This window comes from Anoxybacillus sp. LAT27 (genome assembly GCF_022030075.1).
Taxonomy (GTDB): domain Bacteria; phylum Bacillota; class Bacilli; order Bacillales; family Anoxybacillaceae; genus Anoxybacillus; species Anoxybacillus kestanbolensis.
In genome coordinates, this window is sequence record NZ_JAIWYK010000445.1 from 162,024 (window position 1) to 185,222 (window position 23,199).

General features: G+C 41.0%; 24 protein-coding genes. 1 reads left to right on the forward strand and 23 read right to left on the reverse strand.

The annotated features are described in order from the left end of the window. Nucleotides 1-34: 34 nt before the first annotated feature. From LD028_RS16435 to LD028_RS16465, 7 genes are all read right to left on the reverse strand, one after another. Complete coding sequence (locus LD028_RS16435) at nt 35-1,081, reverse strand: GerMN domain-containing protein (RefSeq protein WP_237812401.1); 1,047 nt, start codon at nt 1,079-1,081, stop codon at nt 35-37. Nucleotides 1,082-1,173: 92 nt separating this feature from the next. Next, complete coding sequence (racE, locus tag LD028_RS16440) at nt 1,174-1,971, reverse strand: glutamate racemase (protein WP_275125073.1); 798 nt, start codon at nt 1,969-1,971, stop codon at nt 1,174-1,176. 109 nt (nt 1,972-2,080) lie between these two features. After that, on the reverse strand, nt 2,081-2,296 hold the full coding sequence (locus LD028_RS16445; RefSeq protein WP_032100525.1) for a helix-turn-helix domain-containing protein: 216 nt from the start codon (nt 2,294-2,296) through the stop codon (nt 2,081-2,083). Nucleotides 2,297-2,376: 80 nt separating this feature from the next. Next, nucleotides 2,377-2,826 carry an acyl-CoA thioesterase gene (locus LD028_RS16450; protein ID WP_237812403.1) on the reverse strand — a complete coding sequence of 150 codons (450 nt, stop codon included), beginning with the start codon at nt 2,824-2,826 and terminating at the stop codon, nt 2,377-2,379. A 79-nt stretch (nt 2,827-2,905) separates the two neighbouring features. Further along, a complete protein-coding gene (gene sdhB / locus LD028_RS16455) occupies nt 2,906-3,667 on the reverse strand; it encodes a succinate dehydrogenase iron-sulfur subunit (protein ID WP_003396476.1) in 762 nt (253 codons plus the stop codon). Next, nucleotides 3,664-5,424: a succinate dehydrogenase flavoprotein subunit gene (gene sdhA, locus LD028_RS16460; protein WP_192949064.1), complete on the reverse strand. Its 1,761-nt coding sequence runs from the start codon at nt 5,422-5,424 to the stop codon at nt 3,664-3,666. The genes sdhB and sdhA overlap by 4 nt, the downstream gene beginning before the upstream one ends. Nucleotides 5,425-5,447: 23 nt before the next feature. Beyond that, a complete protein-coding gene (locus tag LD028_RS16465) occupies nt 5,448-6,056 on the reverse strand; it encodes a succinate dehydrogenase cytochrome b558 subunit (protein WP_006320322.1) in 609 nt (202 codons plus the stop codon). 285 nt (nt 6,057-6,341) lie between these two features. On the opposite strand from LD028_RS16465, the gene LD028_RS16470 reads away from it, so the two are divergent. Then, nucleotides 6,342-6,779, forward strand: a complete 438-nt coding sequence (locus tag LD028_RS16470) for a DUF2507 domain-containing protein (RefSeq protein WP_237812404.1) — start codon at nt 6,342-6,344, stop codon at nt 6,777-6,779. A gap of 3 nt (nt 6,780-6,782) precedes the next feature. On the opposite strand, the gene uvrC is transcribed toward LD028_RS16470, so the two are convergent. The 16 genes from uvrC to LD028_RS16550 all read right to left on the reverse strand — a co-directional run bounded on the left by uvrC (nt 6,783) and on the right by LD028_RS16550 (nt 23,191). Next, nucleotides 6,783-8,564 carry an excinuclease ABC subunit UvrC gene (uvrC, locus tag LD028_RS16475; RefSeq protein WP_237812405.1) on the reverse strand — a complete coding sequence of 594 codons (1,782 nt, stop codon included), beginning with the start codon at nt 8,562-8,564 and terminating at the stop codon, nt 6,783-6,785. Further along, on the reverse strand, nt 8,557-9,957 hold the full coding sequence (locus tag LD028_RS16480) for a nucleoporin-interacting protein (protein WP_237812406.1): 1,401 nt from the start codon (nt 9,955-9,957) through the stop codon (nt 8,557-8,559). The genes uvrC and LD028_RS16480 overlap by 8 nt, the downstream gene beginning before the upstream one ends. Nucleotides 9,958-10,001: 44 nt before the next feature. Next, a complete protein-coding gene (locus LD028_RS16485) occupies nt 10,002-10,916 on the reverse strand; it encodes an FTR1 family iron permease (RefSeq protein ID WP_237812407.1) in 915 nt (304 codons plus the stop codon). 18 nt (nt 10,917-10,934) lie between these two features. Continuing rightward, nucleotides 10,935-11,681 (reverse strand): hypothetical protein, encoded by a 747-nt coding sequence (locus LD028_RS16490; RefSeq protein ID WP_077427937.1) that lies wholly within the window; start codon nt 11,679-11,681, stop codon nt 10,935-10,937. A gap of 76 nt (nt 11,682-11,757) precedes the next feature. Then, a complete protein-coding gene (locus LD028_RS16495) occupies nt 11,758-12,480 on the reverse strand; it encodes a glycosyltransferase family 2 protein (protein ID WP_237812408.1) in 723 nt (240 codons plus the stop codon). Beyond that, complete coding sequence (locus LD028_RS16500; protein ID WP_237812409.1) at nt 12,480-13,919, reverse strand: alkaline phosphatase family protein; 1,440 nt, start codon at nt 13,917-13,919, stop codon at nt 12,480-12,482. Before LD028_RS16500 ends, LD028_RS16495 begins: the two co-directional genes overlap by 1 nt. Beyond that, entirely contained in the window at nt 13,916-14,833 is a 918-nt protein-coding gene (locus tag LD028_RS16505) for a lysylphosphatidylglycerol synthase transmembrane domain-containing protein (RefSeq protein ID WP_237812410.1), read from the reverse strand. The genes LD028_RS16500 and LD028_RS16505 overlap by 4 nt, the downstream gene beginning before the upstream one ends. Next, a complete protein-coding gene (locus tag LD028_RS16510; RefSeq protein ID WP_237812411.1) occupies nt 14,823-15,770 on the reverse strand; it encodes an NAD-dependent epimerase/dehydratase family protein in 948 nt (315 codons plus the stop codon). The genes LD028_RS16505 and LD028_RS16510 overlap by 11 nt, the downstream gene beginning before the upstream one ends. A gap of 79 nt (nt 15,771-15,849) precedes the next feature. After that, nucleotides 15,850-17,061 (reverse strand): hypothetical protein, encoded by a 1,212-nt coding sequence (locus tag LD028_RS16515; RefSeq protein WP_237812412.1) that lies wholly within the window; start codon nt 17,059-17,061, stop codon nt 15,850-15,852. Nucleotides 17,062-17,187: 126 nt separating this feature from the next. Continuing rightward, complete coding sequence (gene trxA / locus LD028_RS16520) at nt 17,188-17,502, reverse strand: thioredoxin (RefSeq protein ID WP_237812413.1); 315 nt, start codon at nt 17,500-17,502, stop codon at nt 17,188-17,190. Between the two features lie 146 nt (nt 17,503-17,648). Beyond that, nucleotides 17,649-18,626 (reverse strand): electron transfer flavoprotein subunit alpha/FixB family protein, encoded by a 978-nt coding sequence (locus LD028_RS16525; protein ID WP_004889145.1) that lies wholly within the window; start codon nt 18,624-18,626, stop codon nt 17,649-17,651. Nucleotides 18,627-18,642: 16 nt separating this feature from the next. Next, nucleotides 18,643-19,416 (reverse strand): electron transfer flavoprotein subunit beta/FixA family protein, encoded by a 774-nt coding sequence (locus tag LD028_RS16530; protein WP_004889143.1) that lies wholly within the window; start codon nt 19,414-19,416, stop codon nt 18,643-18,645. Between the two features lie 15 nt (nt 19,417-19,431). Further along, nucleotides 19,432-20,199: an enoyl-CoA hydratase gene (locus LD028_RS16535; protein WP_006320299.1), complete on the reverse strand. Its 768-nt coding sequence runs from the start codon at nt 20,197-20,199 to the stop codon at nt 19,432-19,434. A 38-nt stretch (nt 20,200-20,237) separates the two neighbouring features. Next, nucleotides 20,238-20,819 carry a fatty acid metabolism transcriptional regulator FadR gene (locus tag LD028_RS16540; RefSeq protein WP_004889140.1) on the reverse strand — a complete coding sequence of 194 codons (582 nt, stop codon included), beginning with the start codon at nt 20,817-20,819 and terminating at the stop codon, nt 20,238-20,240. Nucleotides 20,820-20,915: 96 nt separating this feature from the next. Continuing rightward, nucleotides 20,916-22,592: a long-chain-fatty-acid--CoA ligase gene (locus LD028_RS16545; protein ID WP_237812414.1), complete on the reverse strand. Its 1,677-nt coding sequence runs from the start codon at nt 22,590-22,592 to the stop codon at nt 20,916-20,918. Nucleotides 22,593-22,783: 191 nt separating this feature from the next. Next, nucleotides 22,784-23,191 carry a DUF350 domain-containing protein gene (locus LD028_RS16550; RefSeq protein ID WP_006320287.1) on the reverse strand — a complete coding sequence of 136 codons (408 nt, stop codon included), beginning with the start codon at nt 23,189-23,191 and terminating at the stop codon, nt 22,784-22,786. Between the last annotated feature and the right edge of the window lie 8 nt (nt 23,192-23,199).

A 23,199-nucleotide genomic window follows, 5' to 3' on the forward strand; every position in this document is an offset into this window, starting at 1 on the left:
ATGAATCTTTATATAGTATAGCAAAAAATTGGTTTCAAAAACTACCCGTGTTCACATTTTGCGGTCTTGTGACAGGTTCTGATAGCGGTTTTCCGCTCTCATCGACCAATTCTGCTTTTCCGTTTACTGTAATCGCGACGCTCTCTACCCCTGGCTGTTCTGTTAAAGATAAAACTAAACAATTAAGCACATGTGTCGACACAACATTTTTCTCCACACTACCATAAATCGCTTCGTTAAAGTTTAACGTTACTTTTCCATTCTCATATTTTGGTGCTTCTAACAATTTCGCATCTGCTTGAAAATCGCTTAACAAGCCCGAACCGTAACTCGGTCCTTTAATTAGTTCATTTACGACTGCAGCTAATTCATCTTGTTCGCTATTCGGTACACGGCGTGTTACTGGGACATAATATGTTTGTTTCCCATCTTGCGCTAAAAAGTAAACGATAACAGGATGTGTGTTCGTAATATCCACAACACCGTTCGTTTCAATGTTAATTCCATCATCTCTGCTTAACTCGTTGCTAATTGGTGTTCCGTTAACCGGCATCACATTTTGATCATGTCCGTTCATGCGAATTTTCACACGTTTCACATTATCAAATTGCGTTACCGTCCATGTAATTGCTTGTAAAATACGTTTTTCGTCTTCTGGTCGATAGTTCGCAAACTCTTTAGAAAAATCAATGACAAGCGTGCCATCTTGTTTTAAATTGACGCTTAACACTTGTGTGTCAGCTGGGAGAACCGCACGAAATCCGTTCGGCAATAGTTCAGAAATCGGACCGTTTTCTACTAAATATTCAAGTACTTGCTTTGCGGCTGCATTTGTTTTTGGTAAGGCAAACGTTTGTGGGACGACGAATCCATTTTTATCAATTAAATACAATTCACGTTGCACCGTTTCTGTCGCTGTTTCATTTTCTGCTACTTCTTTTTCTTGCAGTGCTTGTTCATCTTCTACATATGTTACATCTTTTGGCGGATCAATTTCTTTCGTAGCTTTTTCACCTCCGAACAGCCCACATCCTGAAAGAATAAATATAAGCATTGTGGCAATAACCCATACGCGACGCATGGACTCCCCTCCTCATACAGTTTGTACTACTATGTATACGAGCCGTCCCCAAAAATAGAACAAAAAAAATCCTTCGGCGAATGCGAAGGATTTTAAGATAATTGAATCGTTTCGACATGTGCAATCGGGTGACCGAACCATTTGGAAGCAATTTGTTGGAACGTTTCTTTCGGTCCAGTCGTGAAAAATATATGTTCGCGGCGTTTATTCCCCGTATAGAGCAAACCGCTATGATGTAAAATTGTACTCACTTCACGCGCTGTTTCATCGCCAGAACAAATGAGCTTCACGTGCTCCCCCATGTATTGTTGAATGAGCGGGCTTAAAAGTGGATAGTGCGTACACCCTAAAATAAGCGTATCAATTGGTCGGTCTTTTAATGGTTCAAGAGATTCAGCAACAATTTGCTTTGCTTCTTCTCCTTCAAATTGTCCGCTTTCCACTAAAGGAACAAACTTTGGACAAGCTAAACTTTCTACTTTCACATCGCTATTGATCGATTTTAATGCTTGCTCATAAGCACCACTTTTCACCGTTCCAACCGTGCCGATAACACCGATATGATAGTTTTTTGTAATTTTCAATGCGGTGCGTGCACCAGGATGAACGACACCAATCACAGGAATGTTGAGCGTATCACGAATTTCTTCTAAAGCGACAGCTGTGGCAGTATTACATGCAATGACGAGCATTTTTATATCATATCCAAGTAAATAGTTCGTCATTTCCCATGTAAATTGTCGAATTTCTTCTCGTGACCTCGGTCCGTATGGACAACGTGCCGTATCTCCTAAATAGACAATTTGTTCTTTTGGTAGCTGGCGCATAATTTCCTTTGCGACCGTTAATCCACCAACACCTGAATCAATTACTCCAATAGGTCTTTCCAATGTATTCGCCTCATTCTTTGTTGATGTATGACAAAACATTTTTTATTATATCATACATCAAATCAATAGAGAACCGGCTGCCTAAAACGAAAAGGCGAGCCGGTTCTCTCTATAGTTCAAGTTCCCCCATTCGAAGCAATTCAACAACAGCTTGTGAGCGCCCCTTTACTCCAAGCTTTTGCATCGCATTCGAAATGTGGTTGCGAACTGTTTTTTCGCTAATGAAGAGCTCACTAGCAATCTCTTTCGTCGTCTTGTCTTGGAGCAACAGTTCGAATACTTCCCTTTCTCTTTTTGTGAGCAGCGGCTTCTGATTCAAGTGAATAACCCTCCTTGCTTTTACCAGACCGAAACGGATGGGTATATATTTAGTCAACATATCGTATGCAAGAAGGGCGTGAACGGTTACATGTTTTCTATTAATCGCGCACGAGCGTTTTCGTCCCATGCGACCCCTTTTCCTGTCGTTTTAGACATTTGCACCATCGTTCCCCGACCTGTAAATGCAATCGCTCCATTTTGTTTTTTTCCTACATAATGTAAATCAACAGAAGAGTTGCCGATATGTGCGACTTTTACACCGATTTGTAACTGTTCACCGAAATATACTTGTTGTAAAAAATCGCATTGTAGATTAGCAACGACTGGGATCGCATCGTGTTCTCTTCCTAACCAGTCATTCATAAAACCGAGATGTTCGAAAAATGCGATGCGCGCTTCTTCAAAATATACAAAAGGTACCGTGTTGTTCAAATGACCAAACATATCCGTTTCTGAAAAACGAACGCGCACCCGATGAAAAAAAGAAAAACGTTGTTCCCATTCTTTTATGTCATCAATATAAGATACTTTCAATTTTCCTCTCCCCCTCTATAAAGCGATCTAGCATCATAGATGAAATGTAAGGCCGACTCTTGAAGAGCCGACCTTTTTGTTACACTTCATCGCTACCAAAGAAATTGCGGAACATTTGAATCGTTGCTGCGCGGTTCAATGCCGCAATCGATGTTGTAAGCGGAATGCCTTTCGGACAAGATTGCACACAGTTTTGTGAATTTCCGCAATTCGCTAATCCACCATCACCCATAATCGCTTCGAGACGCTCTGCTTTATGCATCGCTCCTGTTGGATGTGCATTAAATAAACGTACTTGCGATAGCGGCGCTGGACCGATAAAGTTTGACTTACTATTGACGTTTGGACAAGCTTCTAAACATACCCCGCACGTCATACATTTTGATAGCTCATATGCCCATTGTCGTTTACGCTCTGGCATGCGCGGTCCCGGACCTAAATCGTACGTTCCATCGATTGGGATCCATGCTTTCACTTTTTTCAACGAATCAAACATGCGACTACGATCCACTTGTAAGTCACGAATGACAGGGAATGTGCGCATCGGCTCTAAACGAATCGGTTGCTCGAGCTGATCGATCAGTGCGGTACACGATTGGCGTGGCTTGCCGTTAATGACCATTGAACAAGCGCCACACACTTCTTCCAAACAGTTCATTTCCCAAGCAACAGGCGTCGTTTTTTCCCCTTTCGCATTGACCGGATTGCGCCGAATTTCCATGAGCGCCGAAATGATGTTCATATTCGGACGATACGGAATGACAAACTCTTCTTCATAAGGGGCTGTATCCGGACGGTCTTGTCTTGTGACGATAATCCGAATCGTTTTATTTTCGCTCATGATTTCACTTCCCCTTTCTTTTTCGTGTAATCGCGTTTGCGTGGCTTAATAAGCGATGTATCCACTTCACGATAATGGAACGATGGACCATCCGGTGTAAAGCTTGCCATCGTTGTTTTTAACCATTCTTCGTCGTTTCGCTCAGGAAACTCTGGCTTATAATGCGCTCCACGGCTTTCGTTACGGTTGTAAGCACCAAGCGTAATGACGCGAGCAAGTTGCAACATGTTGTAAAGTTGGCGTGTAAACGACGCACCTTGGTTGCTCCATTTCGCTGTGTCGTTAATGTTAATATTTTTATAACGCTCAAGTAATTCTTGAATTTTCTCATCCGTCTTTAATAATTTATCGTTATAACGAACGACTGTGACGTTATCCGTCATCCATTCACCGAGCTCTTTATGCAAAACGTAGGCGTTTTCTGTACCATCCATCGCCATAATTTGCGCCCATTTTTCTTCTTCTTGTTTTAAATAGCGGTCGTATAAAGAAGAAGGCATCGCATCGGCAGATTTCTCAAGTCCTTTCATATATTCAACAGCTTTTGGACCTGCTACCATTCCGCCGTAAATCGCAGATAATAACGAGTTCGCACCGAGACGGTTTGCACCGTGCATCGAGAAGTCGCACTCGCCCGCTGCAAACAACCCTTTAATGTTTGTCATTTGATCGTAGTCCACCCATAATCCACCCATTGAGTAGTGAACAGCTGGGAAGATCTTCATCGGCACTTTTCTTGGGTCTTCACCCATAAACTTTTCATAAATTTCAATAATACCGCCTAACTTAATATCCAGCTCTTTCGGATCTTTGTGCGACAAATCTAAATAAACCATGTTTTCGCCGTTAATGCCGAGCTTTAAGTCTACGCAAACATGGAAAATTTCACGCGTTGCAATATCGCGCGGAACAAGGTTTCCGTAAGCCGGATATTTTTCCTCTAAGAAATACCAAGGCTTTCCGTCTTTATACGTCCAAACTCGTCCACCTTCTCCGCGTGCTGATTCACTCATTAAGCGGAGTTTATCATCGCCTGGAATGGCTGTCGGGTGAATTTGAATAAATTCTCCGTTTGCATAATACGCACCTTGTTGATAGACGATCGATGCTGCTGATCCTGTGTTAATGATAGAGTTTGTTGATTTTCCGAAAATGATCCCAGGACCACCTGTGGCCATGATGACAGCATCAGCCGGGAATGCTTTAATCTCCATTGTTGTTAAGTTTTGCGCGACAATTCCGCGACATACTTGTTCGTCATCTAAAACAACACCTAAAAATTCCCAACCTTCATATTTTGTCACAAGTCCAGCGACTTCGTGACGGCGCACTTGTTCATCAAGCGCGTAAAGAAGCTGTTGGCCTGTTGTCGCCCCTGCGTATGCAGTACGGTGATGTTGTGTTCCACCAAAGCGACGGAAATCAAGCAATCCCTCCGGCGTACGGTTGAACATGACGCCCATGCGATCAAGCAAATGAATAATTCCCGGAGCAGCTTCACACATCGCTTTTACCGGAGGTTGGTCAGCTAAAAAGTCTCCTCCGTACACTGTATCATCGAAATGCTCCCACGGAGAATCTCCTTCTCCCTTTGTGTTAACTGCACCGTTAATGCCACCTTGTGCACAAACAGAGTGAGATCGCTTCACCGGAACTAACGAAAACAAATCTACTTTTACGCCTGCTTCGGCAATCTTAATCGTTGCCATTAAGCCGGCAAGACCTCCACCAACAACAATAATTTTTCCTTTACTCATGTCTCCTCACTCCTCCTTGTGGATTAAACGAATGCTAAAATCGCGCGTATACCAACGATCGAAAGCGCGACAAAAATCCCCATTGTCACGTATGTAGAAATTTGTTGTGAACGAGGAGTTACTGTAATTCCCCAGCTAACAAAAAACGACCATAGCCCGTTCGCAAAGTGAAACACCGCCGAAACGATTCCAACAATATAAAATGCAAGCATAAACGGGTTCGCAACGATGTTCGCCATCATGTCATAGTTTACTTCTGCACCAAACGCAGCTTGAACGCGCGTCTCCCATACGTGCCAGACGACGAAAATGAGCGTAATAATCCCCGTTAAGCGTTGCAACATAAACATCCAGTTACGGAAATACCCGTATCGACTTACATTATTTTGCGCTGTAAACGCAATGTACAGTCCGTAGATGGCATGGAACAATAGCGGAAGAAAAATAACGAAAATTTCCAAAAAATACCGAAACGGTAGCTGCTCCATAAAAGCTGCCGCCTTGTTAAATGCATCTGCTCCTCTTGTTGCAAAATGGTTAACAACTAGATGCTGCGTTAAAAACAGCCCGACTGGAATAACTCCAAGCAATGAATGGAGTCGACGATAAAAAAACTCGCGATTTTGTGCCATACATAACCCCCCTTAAATTTGTCATCTTCCTTTTCTATGTGCTCCCATCCACATCTACTAGACTATGACCAACAGAAGTGTAAACACTTCCATTTCCATCGGTCATTGTCACATTCATTGTACTCCCAGAATGTAGGAGCGTCAAGAAAAGGTGTTCACGAAATGTTCAATCATTTCAAAATTTAAAATAACTACACTTCTAGTGAAGTCCGAAATGAGAGAAAAGTCAATACTGTTTTTCACATTGTTGTTCGTTATAATGAAAAATAGAGAGGGGATTTGATCGTGAGCGGATACGAACAATGGAAACAAACGAGCATTTCTGCTTTTAGCGACTTTTTATTTCGGCAAGAACTACTACCAAATTTATTTGGAAAAGAAACTCCATTTATTTTATATTGGGCAGGAAAAGATTTAGCGAGAAAATACCCACTAGCTACAATCGACGATGTCATTTCTTTTTTCGAACAAGCTGGTTGGGGAAACTTATCGGTACTTGAAGAGAAAAAAGATGAATGTGAACTTCAATTAGAAGGGTCACTTGTTGCGATGCGGTTCGATTATGGTGGGGAGTGCACGTTTCAACTTGAAGCAGGCTTTCTAGCCCAACAGTTTGAGCAACAAAAAGGATATGTCACAGAAGCGTTTGAACAGCAAAAACGGCGCGCCAAAACCGTTTTGTTCACAGTCAAATGGGATCGAAAAGATGAAGCTGACCGATGATGGTCAGCTTTCGTACGTTTGAAGCGCTTCGTAAACTTTTTGGGCGATGTGTTTTGGAATATTTGCTTCTTGTATTTGTTCAACGGTCGCTTCTTTCATTTTTTTTATCGATCCGAAATGTTGTAATAACGCTTGTTTTCTTTTTGTACCAACCCCTGGAATTTGATCGAGTATGGAATGGAATGCAGATTTTGAACGAACTTGACGATGAAATGTAATCGCAAAACGATGCACTTCTTCTTGCATGCGCTGTAGCAAATAAAACTCTTGACTATTTTTTTCTAACGAAATGACGCTTGGCGGATCGCCGAACAATAAATGTGATGTGCGATGTTTATCATCTTTCACTAAACCAGCGATTGGAATCGATAATCCAAGCTCGCATTCTAACACTTCTTTTGCGGCTTGTATTTGCCCCTTTCCTCCGTCGACAACAATGAGATCAGGAAGCGGTAACCGTTCGCGCAACACGCGCGTATATCGCCGCCGAATCACCTCGCGCATCGACTCATAATCGTCCGCTCCTTGCACCGTTTTTATTTTATATTTACGATATTCTTTTTTTTCCGGCCTTCCATCAATAAATACAACCATAGCAGCAACAGCATCTGTTCCTTGAATGTTGGAATTGTCAAACACCTCGATACGATGAGGCGTTGAAATCCCGAGCGCTCCGCCTAGCCGTTCGACGGCACGAATGGTTCGTTCTTCATCACGTTCAATTAAAAAGAACTTTTCTTGCAGTGCAATTTGTGCATTTTTACATGCTAAATCAACGAGTTCTTTCTTTTTCCCGCTCTTTGGCTGCGTGACGCTCACCTCAAGCAATTTCATCGCCATTTCACCATCGATTTCTCGAGGTAATACGATTTCACGTGGCTTTAAATGGTAATGTTTACTGTAAAATTGGCCTAAAAATGTTAAAAATTCTTCTTCTGGTTCTTGATATAGTGGAAACATTGATACATTTCGTTCGATGAGCTTTCCTTGCCGGATGAAAAAAACTTGTACGCACATCCATCCTTTATCGTACGCATACCCAAAAATGTCTCGGTCAACAAAGTCGTGTAAAATCATTTTTTGTTTTTCCATCAATGCCTCAATGTACGCAATTTGGTCACGATATTCTTTCGCCCGCTCAAACTGTAACTGTTCGGCTGCTTCCATCATTTTTTCTGTTAATGCCTCTTTTACTTCTTTATACCCACCGTTTAAAAAACGCGTAATTTGTTCAACAATTTGTTTATTTTCTTCCTCTGACACTTTATATTCGCACGGTCCTAAACATTGTCCCATATGATAATATAAACAAACTTTTTTTGGCATTTTCTCACATTTTCTTAATGGATATAAACGATCAAGCAATTTTTTCGTTTCATGGGCCGCTTGGGCATTTGGATACGGACCGAAATATTTCCCCTTATCTTTTTTTACCGTTCGCGTAATGATGAGACGCGGGTGCGTTTCCCCTGTAATTTTAATAAACGGATAGCTTTTGTCGTCTTTTAACATGACGTTATATTTCGGATCGTATTTTTTAATTAAATTCATTTCTAAAATAAGCGCTTCTAAATCCGAGGACGTCACAATGTATTCAAAATCAGCAATTTCATTCACTAATCTGAGCGTTTTTCCATCATGTGTGCCGGTAAAATAAGATCGAACACGATTTTTCAGCACCTTCGCCTTTCCGACATAAATGACTGTGCCATGAGCGTCTTTCATTAAATAACATCCCGGTTGATCAGGTAAAATGGCCAACTTTTGTTTTAATTGTTCATTCACGTTTTTCCTCCTCTCTCCATTCATATACGGTGATGCGCCCATACACAGGGTCAGATAATAAACTCGATTCATACGTTCGAACAAAATGAATATATGGACGAACGTCTATGCCTTGCGCTTGAAACCCTTTAACGACATGATCGGTAACATACACTTTCGCATGTGGAAATGTCGCTTTTTCACGTTGAAAAACATCAAAAGAGAATACACGTTCATGCGGAAAAGAAACACGTAAATATTCAAGCACGCGCGTTTCCTCCCATGTAAGTAAAATAAAAGGCTTTTCTTTCTGTTCAAAATCATACGCCAACTGATATGTCGCTGGCAACTGTGTCGCTTGACGCTTAACCCCTTGTATGCCGATAATCGTTTGTGAGAGAAGTAAAATAAGCATAACAGTCAATCGAAAACGTGATGACGATTGAAGGACACTGACAAACAAAAAGAATGAAACAATGACGACAATCGGCAATATATGTCTTGGCTTTTCAATGTTTTGCGCAAACAACGCCCATAAAAAATATGTCAATAAAAATAAACGATACAAAGGTGGAAGCGTTATTCGTTTCCAAGTCATAACCAACAAAACAATAAAGCAACTCAGCAACCATATTGACTGCTTAGCCATACCTGTCCAAATGATATTATAAAAAATAAGCATAATAGCTCGTTTCCAAAACGGTGCTTCATCTGTTGAAATCGCTCCACCCCATTGTGTAAAATGCCCTGTTGTAAATGAAAAAGCTAACTGCAAAAACCCCTCTCCCTCCGTCGTAACCACCGCCATAATCCAAATAAATTGAAATGCAACCGCAATGAGACTGTATAGCAGAAGTTTCTTCGGGCGATATGCTCGCTTCCACCAAACATATAAAATACCAATCCCAAAAGGAATGTACGATAAACGAATACCAAGCATAACGCTAAATAGCCATAACGGAAGCAATTGCACATCGACACGATCCGAGTGAAGCGCACGTTGTAAACTCCATACATACCACCATAAAACAGCGAGTGCGCTTCCTTCCGACATCGGTTGTGAAGCGATTAACATGACGTAGCTAAGCGATTGGACGAGTGCAGTAACGACCCATGCGTACTTTTTTTCCACAAATGTTTTGGCAAGCAAATAAATAGGGATCGTCGCACTCATCATGAGCAAAACGTTCCAAATGGCCAGCGCTTTAGCAGGATTGTCGACAAATGAATGAACAAGCATCCCCCCAAAAATAAAATACGGATACCCTGGGAAATGCGGCTGCATCGCAAGCAAATCATACCGATCAAGCGCCAAAGCAAAGTCCACTTCATCCCACGTTGCAGCAAACGGGCTAGCATAGACGAAATATGATATATGCACAACAACTAGCGCAATAATTGAAACGATTCGCACAATAAACCCTCCTAAGCAAAAAAGTACAAGGTTCCCCTTGTACTTTACATCACTTGTTGTTCAAGCACCTTCTCATTTTGTTCGTTTTTTTCTTCTTTTTTGCCATAACGTGTTTTTACAAGTAAATAAATGACGATAAAATAGCCGATGTAAGCTAATACTTCTTCAAGTGACGGCATCGATGAGTAACCGAATAACGCCTTAAAGAAAATGCCAACATCCCCAGAGAGAATAGGCTCTTGACCTGTATCGCGCACGAAATGTTCGTGGTCAACCGGGTGTTCCGGCATAAACCAAGTAATATCATAAACGTGCGGCATGACGCTACCGATTATTTTTAAATCTTGTAGCATCGAAATGCCTTGTACGAGCAATCCGGCCGCAATCAAAATAATAAATGCACCTGTCACTTTAAAAAACGTTTTTAATGGTACACGCATCGTTCCTTTAAAGAACATATAGCTTACAACAGCAGCGATCGTTAACCCCGTAATCGCACCCCATCCTTGCACCGCCGCTCCGATGTTTCCACCTGTAATAGCAGCGAAGAAAAAGACCGTCTCCACTCCTTCACGCAAAACAACTAAAAACGAATGCATGACCATACCAAATACGTCGCCTTTGGACACATATTTGCTCATTTTTCCTTCCATACTACTTTTTATATCTTTACTATGTTCCGCCATCCAAAAAACCATTTGCGTCAACAAGATGGAAGAAATAAAAATAATGCTCACTTTTAAGTACATTTCGCTCGCCATCGTTGAAAAGCCAGTAAGTACGACTTGAAATAATAAGGCGACAATCGCACTTGCAAACACGGCTAACCCTGCACCGAGCCAAACATATTTCACATAGCGCGATTGATCAATACGCTTTAAATACGATGTAATAATTCCAACAATTAATAGCGCTTCTAATGCTTCACGAAACGTAATGAGCAGTGCTTGAACTTCCAAACTAAACGTCCCCTTTCTTTACTTCCGTTTTCTTACGGCATACACAACAACCGCCACAATGACCATAACGATAGCAATAATCGGTATCCAGTTTTTCACATCAGACAAATCCGTCCATTCTTTCTTTTTTGCAGCAGCTAGTCGCTCTAAATCTTCTTCAGTAAAATGACCCGTTTCAATATTTTCTAATTCAAATTGATCTTGCAACGCTTGCAAAATGACTTTCTTGCTTTCCTTAAATTGATTGATGTTTGACTCTTTTTTTCCTACTCCGAACAATCCTGGATTTCCGAGCGATTGAAGAGCAATGTCAAACTGTTGTTTTAATTGTTCATCAAGCTCCGCATCTTTTTGTTGCACGATTGGAGAAAGTGCTTTATATGTAGCAAATGCTTTTGCTAACAAACGTTTGCTCGTATCATAGTTATCGAAGTTTTTCTCTACATTTTCTAAACGGCGGGCAACGTTTAACACAAGCACTTTTTGCATCGCTGAAACGATCGTATCTACATCTTTATTTTCAATTGCCTCCAAAATAATGGCAGAAGGTTCTGGCCCCATATGCATATCAATTTCTTTTTGTACCGTTTCATAAATCGCCTTTACTTCATCGAATTTTTTTTCTTGTGCTTTTGCCACCATTTCTTTATAAGCTTCAGCAACTGCTTCTTCGTTCGGATCACCGTATGAATAAGCGAACGAAGAAATAGGGGCTGAAGTGAAAATTAATATCATCGACAAACAAAAAAATAAAAAGTGTTTCACTCCGATCTCCTCCTTCGATGATAATGATAATAATTATCATAATTATTGTCAAGAAAAAATGCTAGAGAATCACTCTCTAGCGTTGCTGAACAGAACGTATTTGTTTTCGCTTCGTCGAACGGCACATTTCTTTCACAATAGCCGGGATGACATGCTTAAGATAAGCTGTAAATTTAATAAACGATTGCCCTGTCGTTCTTACTTGATATACAATCGGTACTTCTTTTAACCGAAATCCTTTCCGCACTAGGTTTAACGTCAATACTTGTGCATAGTTGTAGTCATGAATAATTTCTGCTTCTTCCATCGCTTGTCGCGAAAAAGCTCGCATGCCTGATTGACCGTCGTAAATCCATGTTTTTAATAACAGCGATTGAATAAACGTGAATATATAATTTCCAATGCGGCGATGCCACTTCATTCCGTGAATCGTTCCTAAAAAACGGGACCCCATCGTATAATCTGCTTCTCCACGTAAAATAGGCATAATGAGATCAGGAATTTGCTCGGGTGGATATTCATTATCAGCATCAATCATGACACCGATGTCTGCACCGAGTTCGACACATTGTTGTAAGCCGGTACGTACAGCTGCTCCTAATCCGCGATTTCGTTCGTGTCGATAAATAAAATCGGCTCCTGCTTGTTTTGCTACATCAACGGTTCGATCCGTTGATCCATCGTCGACAACAAGGACGGACACTTCTATATTCGGTTGCATTTGTCTTGGAATACGGCGGATCACTTCACCAATCGCTTCTTCTTCATTATGCGCAGGTAAAAATATAACGACTTTCATCATTTTCCCTCTTTCTTTAGCGCTTCAACTAATACAGGGCCACGACTATGGCTCGGATATGGTGCTCCTAGCAAATAAGCAATCGTTGGAGCAAGAGAAACGAGACTATGTTTTTCGTCAATGCGTTTCCCTTTTTCAATCATCGGACCGTACATGAAAAATGGAACGTATCGCTCCCCCTCATCTAAATGACCATGTCCCCCAATTCCGTCTGCTTGTCCATGATCAGCACAAACGATAAATGTCGTATTTTCTGCTTTCCCTTGTTCGTGCAACCATTCGAAAAATTGTTTGATCAATTGATCAACTTCTTCAATTTTTTGTACATACTCATCATAATGTACACCGCGGCTATGACCCGTTTGGTCCGTTCCAATAAATTGAACGACAAATAAATGTAAATCTTGTTCGGTCATGATTTGTTTCGCACGCTCCATAATGTTACGATCTGCGACATCGTTATGCATGACAGCTGTAACCGTTTCGACATCATTTCCTAGGGAATCGACAAGATGAGCGATGCCGAGCACTTTTCCTTTTTTTTCTACTTTTCGGAGCGAATCAAAAATACTTTCGACACGAATACCTAGTTTCCATACCATATTTGAACGAATGCCGTGTTCAAATGGGTATGTTCCTGTAAGCATCGATGTAAAACAGACGACCGTACGTGCAGGATATACCGTTTCCATTTGCGTAAAGTCCGTCCCATTCGCACGAAGCGACTTTAAAAATGGGGCGTTCGCTTGCTCGAAACGATCTTTCCTCATTCCATCAACAACGAGCACAATGACGCGATCGCTCAACGGTTGATCATTTGGAGGCACGTTGTCCGTATAACGGTCAATCACTTTCGGTTTCCAATCAAATAAATAACGGTGCAAAATAAACGACCATATAAAAACAAAGGCGTAAAAAGCAATAAATGACGGAACATGTATGTCATGTTGTACTCCATATTCCCATACAGAAAGAAGAAGCAATACTTTTGGCAATTGTTCCTGTGCATTCCCACTTGTTGAATCGCTATTTTTCAATACAAGTTTCCAAAAACGAGTAAAATTCAACCACGTTGTTCCAATACGTAAATGATAGTATAATGTTCCCCAAAAGAAAACGGTGAAAAAGAAATAAAGACTAACAGCAAGCAAAAGTAAACCTGTCGGAACAAACGACCAAATCATTAGGAACACAACGTACGGAACCCATAAATAGTTACGTAAAAATAACGGATAGTCATATACGTAGTACAATACAAAAAGCGGGATAGTAAACAGTAAGCTATTCCATAACTGCTTTCCTTCTTCAAAAGTGATACCATCAAACAAATGAAAAAGAACCATCGTTCCCATAACAAAAATCGGAGTAAACGGCTTTCCTTCATTTAATAAGTTCCAACACCTTGCCGCTACTTTTTCAAACTTCGATGCTTTTTTCATGCTACGTCCTCCTTTCGAACGAATGTCCATAGCGTCGGGATGCGCCACCATACGTATAGCCCAACGACATAAGAAAATAAAAATTTAAATAAATGGGTCGCCAACGCAAGAGCATATGCTTGTTCCCAATATGAATGAATGCGAGTTAACGCGAACGCCATAACCGCCTCATATGTCGCTAGTCCTCCTGGCGTCATTTGAAATACTTGTCCACCAACCGCCATACTATTTACCCACAACGCTTCGGAAAACGACAGAGGAAAAGCGACCATTTTCGCCATTTCAAACAAAACGACCGCTTCACATATCCAACTAAAAACAATAGCAACAACAATCAACACAAAACGATGGCTTTTCCGTATCATGTTCCAGTGCTGTTTATGTTTTTGTAACCATGACAAATCGATGCGTCGAAGGAGGAAAAACAAACAAACAATACCACCAAAAATGAGGGGGAAAATCATGGCGGAACGGATAATCATATGCATATAAACAATTGCTCCTAAAAAAGCAAAGAAAAATAAAACGATCAAATCTAAAAGGCGCAATACAATGACCGACTCGGCAACAATCGAAAATGGAATGCGATTTTGTTTTGCACATATGCCAACGCGAGCGACATCGCCGATTTTAATTGGAAATATATGATTTATGAATAAACTAGCAAATAACCCATCGATGCACGTTTGAAAACGGGCTTGCGGCAAATACCATTTCCACGCCATAGCACGTAACACAAAAGCAAAACCATACATAGTAACCATATAACTCGTATGCCACGGTTGTGAAACAAGCTTGTGCATCAGATCAAACAACAGTTGGGCATCAAAGTGGTGAATCGTCATCCATATAAACGCTACAATACATATGAGGCTAATGAGTCGCATCAAAATCTTTATTTGTTTATTTTTCATATTGCTTCGCCCATTCAATCGTCTTTGCCAACCCTTCCCGCAACGATACGCGCGGCTCGTACCCGATTTTTTCTTTCGCTTTTGTAATATCAGCCCATGTAGCGACAACATCTCCAACGCGAGGCGGTTCATAATGAACGCGCATATGCGGAAAATGATTGCGCAACTCCGCAAGCAATTGCTTCATCGTCACAGGATGACCAGCCCCTAGGTTAAAAACATCACTTTCGCCTTTTCGTTCTAGCGCTTGAATCATTCCAGCAACAATGTCATCAATGTACGTATAATCGCGTGCTGTATGATCACCGTAAACGATAATCGGCTCATCACGTAACAATTTGCGAATAAATTTACTAATCGCCATATCCGGACGTCCCCACGGCCCATATACTGTAAAATATCGAAAAATTGTCATCGTATAGCCATATATGTGCGCATATGCGTGACAAAACGATTCGGCACTATATTTCGCCGCTGCATACGGAGAAATGACTTGACCGGTTGCCATTTCTTCTTTTAATGGCTGAAACGCGCAATTGCCGTATACGGAAGAAGAAGAAGCAAATAACACATGTTGAACTTCCGCTTCTCCTGCTGCTTGTAATACATTGACGGTTGCCTTCACATCATAATCAATATATGCTAATGGCTCCGATAACGATGGCTGCACGCCTGGTAGCGCGGCTAAATGGAATACAATATCTGGTCGATGATGGAAGAAAATTTGTTTCAACGAATCCAATTGTAGAATGTCTACATTGTAAAAATGAAAAAAGCCAACATTCTCTATTTGTTGAAGCTGACGTTGTTTCCGACACGTTGAATAATATGGATGAAAATTGTCGATCACGATAAGCTCATGCTCAAGTTCAAGCAATTTTCTCCCTAAATGACTGCCGATAAAACCTGCTCCACCTGTGATACATACTTTTGCCATTTGTGTAACTCCTTCATCGTTCGTCGCCTTACTATTGTATCACAACAAAAAAGCCGCGTGTTATGCGCGGCTCTTCTATTTATTGAACAATAGCACTTACAGCATCAAGCACAGCTTTACTATGTTGAGCAGCTTCATCTTTTTTGTTTTCTGCAATAGCGTTATACCATTTTTCTGCCGTAGCAAACACGTCTGCAGCTTTTTGCTCGCCCAATTTTGCTTTCACATCTAATTCAATTGCCTTTAAGAACATGTTTCCTTCTAACGCTTTTACTTTCGCTTCAACAACGTTATTCTCATCTAACTGCGCCGGTGCTTTTTCATGATAGCCTTTCATTTTACCAAACAACGCTTTGGCGAATAATGCACCCACTTCTTCTGCTTTAATGTTTTTATAATCGTTATTTAATGATAAAATTTCATCTAAGCGAGTTGTCGCCGCTTCATCTCCTTCAGCTAAAGAGCCTTTGATCGCTTGTAAAAAGCCCCATGCTTCAGCTTGTTGACCTTTGAGTTCATCTTCTGCCTTACCTTCTTTCACACCGGCTTCAATTTTTTCAGCATATGATTTAGACGCTAAATAGTAACTACGATAAATAGATTTATCTGTCAATTGGATGTACACTTTAAAATCATCTACGTTATTTGCTTTTAATGCTTCCTCTTGCGCTGCTAAACCAGCGTTAATGCTTTGCTCGAGGCTAGATTCTCCTGTTAATTGATAATACTCATCCCGTTTCATTGCCGTTGGAACGAAAATTTCCGCTGCTAGCAACTTAATTTGGTCAAACAATGTTGTCGCTTTTTGTTGATCACCAGCTTCAAGTGCCGCTACAACATCTTTTTGTAGTTTCTTTTGCAATTGATAAAAATAAGATTGCGTTACTTTATCAACAATTTGACGTGCTGGATGAACGTTTAACTCTCCGCTTTTTCCACCTTGAATCGCGGCTTCAATCGTTTGCGCGAATGTACCATCTAGTTCGTTAATTGGTTTTTGCAACTGCTCGACATATGTTTTTTCTACAAGATTCCAGTCAACTGGCTGTCCTTCTTTTGCTTTCTCGGTTTCCGCTTTGATTGCTTTATAAGCATCAATGAACGTTTGAACATTTACTTGTTCTTCCGCTTGTTCGGTTTCAGCAGGTTGTTGCTCTTCCTGTTTTTCTTCTACTTTTGTTTCTTCCTTCTTCTCTGTCGTTTCTGTTTTCTCCGCATTTCCGCAACCAGCCAGCACACCACCTGCTAATAAAAACATGGCAAACACAGCTTTTAATTGACGTTTTTTCATTTCGTATGTATCCCCCTTTTTTTGATAACGATTATCATTAACCGTTATCATTATAGTAGAGAACGATTTTCAGTGTCAATATAAAAATTCAAAAAAAATACCTCGGATGTCTCCGAGGCATGTCGATTATAAATGTTTGCTTAAAAGACCAACAAGCGCTTCTTTTGGTTGGAAGCCAACAGTCTTGTCGACTACTTCTCCATTTTTGAACACGAATAGTGTTGGGATGCTCATCACACCGTATTTTCCAGCTGTTTCTGGGTTATCATCTACATTGACTTTTACTACTTTCACTTTGTCGGCAAGCTCGCGATCTACTTCTTCCAATACAGGTGCAATCATTTTGCAAGGTCCGCACCAAGGTGCCCAGAAATCAACGAGCACAACACCATCTTTTACTTCGTTAACAAATGTTTGATCTGTTGCATTTACAATCGCCATGTTTCATTCCTCCTTAAATATTTCCGTTCCATGCACATAGTATACCATTGAACGTATTCATTGCGCCAATCTTTTGCTTCGCTTCTACTATTTCCTTGTCGCAAAAAAATATGCTGAAAAGAAAAGGCAAAGCATCATGCTCTGCCTTATGAATGTACTTTTAATTTTTTAAATTCTTCGATTAAAAGTGGAACGACTTCAAACAAGTCACCAACAATCCCATAATCCGCCACTTTAAAAATATTCGCTTCAGGGTCTTTATTAATCGCCACGATTACTTTTGAGTTAGACATGCCTGCTAAATGTTGAATCGCCCCTGAAATACCGCACGCAATGTATAAATCTGGCGTAACAACTTTTCCTGTCTGTCCAATTTGAAGCGAATAATCGCAATATCCTGCATCGCATGCCCCACGCGATGCTCCAACCGCACCGCCAAGCACGTTCGCTAATTCTTTCAACGGCTCAAATCCTTCCGCACTTTTCACGCCGCGACCGCCGGCAACGATCACTTTCGCTTCAGATAAATCGACGCCTTCCGCTGTTTTTCTCACAATATCACGAACGATTGTGCGTAAGTCTTTAATGTCTACTTGCACATCGACAACCGCACCTGTGCGACTTTCATCTTTTTCAAGTGGAGCGATATTGTTCGGACGAACAGTCACAAACATAAGACCGTCTGTCACGATTTTCTTTTCAAACGCTTTACCAGAATAAATCGGTCTTGTAAAGACGATATTTCCACCTGTTGCTTCAACAGCGACAACATCAGACACAAGACCAGACTGCCATTTCGCAGCAAGTTTTGGCGATAAGTCTTTTCCAAGCGCTGTATGCCCAAAGACGATTCCTTCTGGTTTCTCTTGCTCAACAACAGCTTGCAATGCTTGGGCATAACCGTCTGGCGTATACGTCGCCAATTTTTCGTGTTCAACAACAATCACTCGATCCGCACCGTAAGCAATCAGCTCAGGAGCTAATGAGCGAACGCTCGCTCCGACAACGACAGCGACAACTTCTCCGCCTTCAGCGATCGTTTTTGCAGCGGAAATTGCTTCAAATGATACGTTACGCAACGCACCGTCACGCACTTCTGCTAATGTTAATACTTTTCTTGCCATGCTCCCCATCCCCCTATTAAATGACTTTTGCTTCTGTATGAAGAAGTGAAACGAGTTCTTTTACTTGATCGGCAATATCTCCTTGCAAAATTTTTCCCGCTTCTTTTTTCGGTGGTAAAAAGATTTCAATCGTTTTCGTTTTCGCTTCTACGTCCTCTTCCTCCAAATCTAAATCATCAAGCTCTAGTTCTTCTAACGGTTTCTTTTTCGCTTTCATAATGCCCGGCAATGACGGATAACGCGGCTCATTTAACCCTTGTTGTGCTGTTACTAATAATGGTAAAGATGTTTCAATAACTTCCTCGTCACCTTCAACATCGCGCACAACTTTCACGTTTGTTCCGTCAATTTCTAACTTCGTAATTGTCGTGACATAAGGAATACCTAGCAATTCAGCAACGCGTGGTCCAACTTGTCCAGACCCGCCGTCAATCGCTACATTTCCAGCTAAAATTAAATCAGCTTCTTTATCTTTTAAATATTCCGCAAGCACTTTTGCCGTTGTATATTGGTCACGATTTTCTACATCATCTTCAATGTTAATGAGCACGGCTTTATCTGCCCCCATGGCAAGCGCTGTACGAAGCTCTTTTTCTGCATCTTCGTTCCCAATTGTAACAACTGTCACTTCGCCACCGTGCTGATCGCGCACTTGAATCGCTTCTTCAATCGCATATTCATCGTATGGGTTGATGATGAATTCGGCTCCTTCTTCGCTTACTTTTCCGTTTTGAATGACAATTTTTTCTTCCGTATCAAATGTACGCTTCATTAATACGAAAATGTTCATGCTTCTCTCCCCCTTTTATTTCCCTTGAAACTGTGGTGTCCGTTTTTCGATAAATGCCGAAATGCCCTCTTTCGCATCTTCCGTTACAAAGACTTGTCCAAACAGTTGAGCCTCTTTTTCAACACATTCATGGAACGTTTTTGTGCGAGCTTCATTAACTAGTTTCAATACCGCTTGAACAGAAATCGGGCTCTTTTGAGCAATTTTTTGTGCAAGTTGCTTCGCTGTATCAAGCAATTGTTCTTCTGGGACGGCTTTGTTTGCTAGTCCCCATTGAACAGCTTCTGTACCTGTGATCGGTTCGCTTGTCCACATCATTTCTAGCGCTTTTGCCATACCGACATGACGCAATAAGCGTTGTGTTCCTGCAAATCCCGGAATGATGCCGAGCTGCAATTCTGGTAAGCCAAGTTTGGCGTTTTCCGCTACGATGCGCAGATGGCAACTCATAGCTAACTCGAGCCCTCCGCCAAGTGCAGCACCGTGAATCGCGGCAATAATCGGTTTCGGAAACTGTTCAATTTTCTCCATCACTTGTTGTCCAGCTCGAGCAAGCTCCGCTGCTTGTTCGCTCGCCTCGATCGCTGTAAACTCTTTAATATCGGCACCAGCTGAGAAAAATCTTCCTTCTCCGTGAAGAACGATGACACGTACTTGTTCGTCTTCTTTTAATGCATCAAGTCGTTCTGAAAGCTCTTTCAAAACAGAAGATGCTAAAGCGTTTGCTGGTGGACGGTGAAGTGCTAAAATCGCCACATACCCCTCTTGTTGAACGGAAAACATGTTCCCCCTCCTTCGTGTATATCGGAAGGTTGTCGTGTTTACACACAACAACCTTTCGTTAACAATTGATGAACCGGTTTCGCTAATGCAACGAGATCATATTTTTGCTCATTCATGACCCATGTTGTCACCATTTCGTCAATCGTTCCAAAAATCATTTGACGAGTGAGACGCACATCTAAATCTGAACGAAATTCCCCTTTGTCAATTCCTTCTTGCACAATGCGATCGACAACTTTTAAGTATCCTTTCAAAATTTCATTAATTTTCAGACGCAACGATTTATTCGATTGGCGAAGTTCCAATTGGGTCACGATCGCTAAATGCGGATCCGCCGCTAACATTTGAAAATGTTTTTGAATCAACAAAAATAACTTCTCCGACGGACTCGAAATTCCTTCTATTTCTTCTTCAATTTTTTCGATGAAGTAGCCCATTTTTTCTTGAAACAATGAAATTAAAATATCCTCTTTATTTTTAAAATACAAATAGATCGTCCCATCCGCTACACCGGCTTGTTTCGCAATTTTCGATACTTGCGCTTGATGGTAGCCGTTTTCAGCAATGACAATCACAGCTGCATCAATAATTTGTTTAAACTTCGGTTTGTCGCGTTTCAACTTTGCATTCTCCCTTTCAAAAATATGAATGAATAATCATTCATATTTTTATTTTAAAGAGAGGCCAAAAGCGTGTCAAGAAAAAACAATCGCCGCTCATTTTTGTTTTTCTTTTTCTTCTTCCACAAGCGCACGGCGCAATATTTTACCAACTGCTGTTTTTGGCAATTCTTTTCTAAATTCATAAATGCGCGGCACTTTATAAGCAGCTAATTTACTTCTCATAAATTGGTCAAGTTCTTCTTCTGTGCACTGTTCTCCTTCTTTGAGCACAATAAACGCTTTCACCGTCTCACCACGATAAGCATCTGGTACACCAATGACGACTGCTTCTTGCACTTTCGGATGCTCATACAACACTTCTTCTACTTCGCGTGGATATACGTTATAACCGCTTGCGATAATCATATCTTTTTTTCGGTCGACGACAAAGAAATAACCTTCTTCATTCATATACCCTAAATCGCCCGTATACAACCAACCGTCACGAAGTGTCGCTGCTGTTTCTTCTGGTCGGTTCCAATATCCTTTCATTACTTGTGGACCACGTACAACGATTTCACCAATTTCATTTACGTTTGCTTTCTCTCCCGTTTCTAACGAGACGATCATCGCCTCTGTGTCTGGCCAAGGCACACCGACACTTCCTTTGATTCGTTTTCCGTCCCAAATAAAGTTGGAATGCGTCACAGGGGATGCTTCGGTTAAGCCGTAACCTTCAATAATCTTCCCACCTGTTACTGTTTCAAATTGTTCTTGCACTTCAACTGGAAGCGGAGCTGAACCGCTAATACATATTTTAATTGACGATAAATCGTATTTTTTTAAATTCGGGTGGTTGAGCAGCGCAATATAAATCGTTGGAGCGCCTGGAAATAGCGTTGGTCGTTGTTTTTCAATCGTTTTTAACGTCGTTTCGACATCAAACTTCGGCAATAAAATCATTTTATATCCTTCCATAATGGATAAGTTCATGACAGCCGTCATCCCGTATACGTGGAAAAACGGAAGTACACCAAGAATCGATTCGTTCCCGCGTTCACATTTATACATCCACTTTGTGCACATGAGCGTATTGGCTGTTAAATTATGATGTGTCAACATTGCGGCTTTCGGAAATCCAGTTGTTCCGCCTGTATATTGAAGAAGCGCAACGTCTTCTATCGGATCCACATCCGTCTCTTTCACTTTCCCACTCGCAAGCGATAAGGCTTTTGTGAATAAGTGGCAATCTCCTTCATGTTTGACGCGTACAATCATCCCTGTTTGTTTCTTTTGAACAAATGGATATAACACATTTTTCGGAAACGGTAAATAATCTTTTATACTTGTAATGATCACATGTTCAATTTTTGTATGCGCTTTCACTTTCATAATTCTTGGATAAAGTAAATCAAGGCCGATAATGACTTTCGCACCGCTATCATTTAACTGATATTCTAACTCTCGTTCAGTATACAATGGGTTTGTTTGTACGACAATACCACCTGCAAATAAAACAGCGTAGTAGCTAATGACCGCTTGTGGACAATTCGGCAACATAATCGATACGCGATCGCCTCTTTCTAAACCAAGCTGCTGTAAATACGATGCTAACTTCAGCGCTTGCTCATATACTTCCTTATATGTCAGCTCCTTTCCTAAAAAATGAATCGCAGTTTTGTGCGGAAACTGCTCCGCTGCTTCTTGCAAAAATTGTTGCAACGGCTTGCGCGGATAATCAATTGAATGAGGAACTTGCTGAGGATATAACGCTAGCCATGGCTTCTCCATTTCGTTTCCCCCTTTTCGATAAGATTATTTATATTTTATAATATTTTCTGAAATTTTTGTATTAAAAAATAAAAAAGGTGCCTGCTGACACCCTTTTATGCAAAAAACGTGAGATATATGACACCAATAAGCAAAAATACACCGCACAATACGAGCAATACTTTCGCTAACGTTTCCATCTGTTTCTCCTCTCACCTTATACTTGCTCCGATGACAAACGACAAGCCGATAGAAATGACCATAGAAATAAATCCTACCGCGCGATTATCGTTGGCAATTTCGTCGTCAATGTTGAACTTTGGCGTTAAAAATTCATAAATAAAATAACCGATTAACAACAAAACAAATCCATAAACGCCCCAACCGATCATCGTTAACAGTGAATCGTGATGATCGATCGAGTACCGGAAAATATTCGCAATCCCAAATATTTTCCCTCCTGTCGCCATCGCTACCGCCATGTTTCCTTTTTTAATCTCTTCCCAGTTTTTGTATTTTGTCACAAGTTCAAAAATAGCTAAAAATAAAACTAAACATAAAATGACGACACTAAAATTAGCAGCAATATGAATCGTTTCATTTTCCCAGAACGCGTTCATAGTTCCTC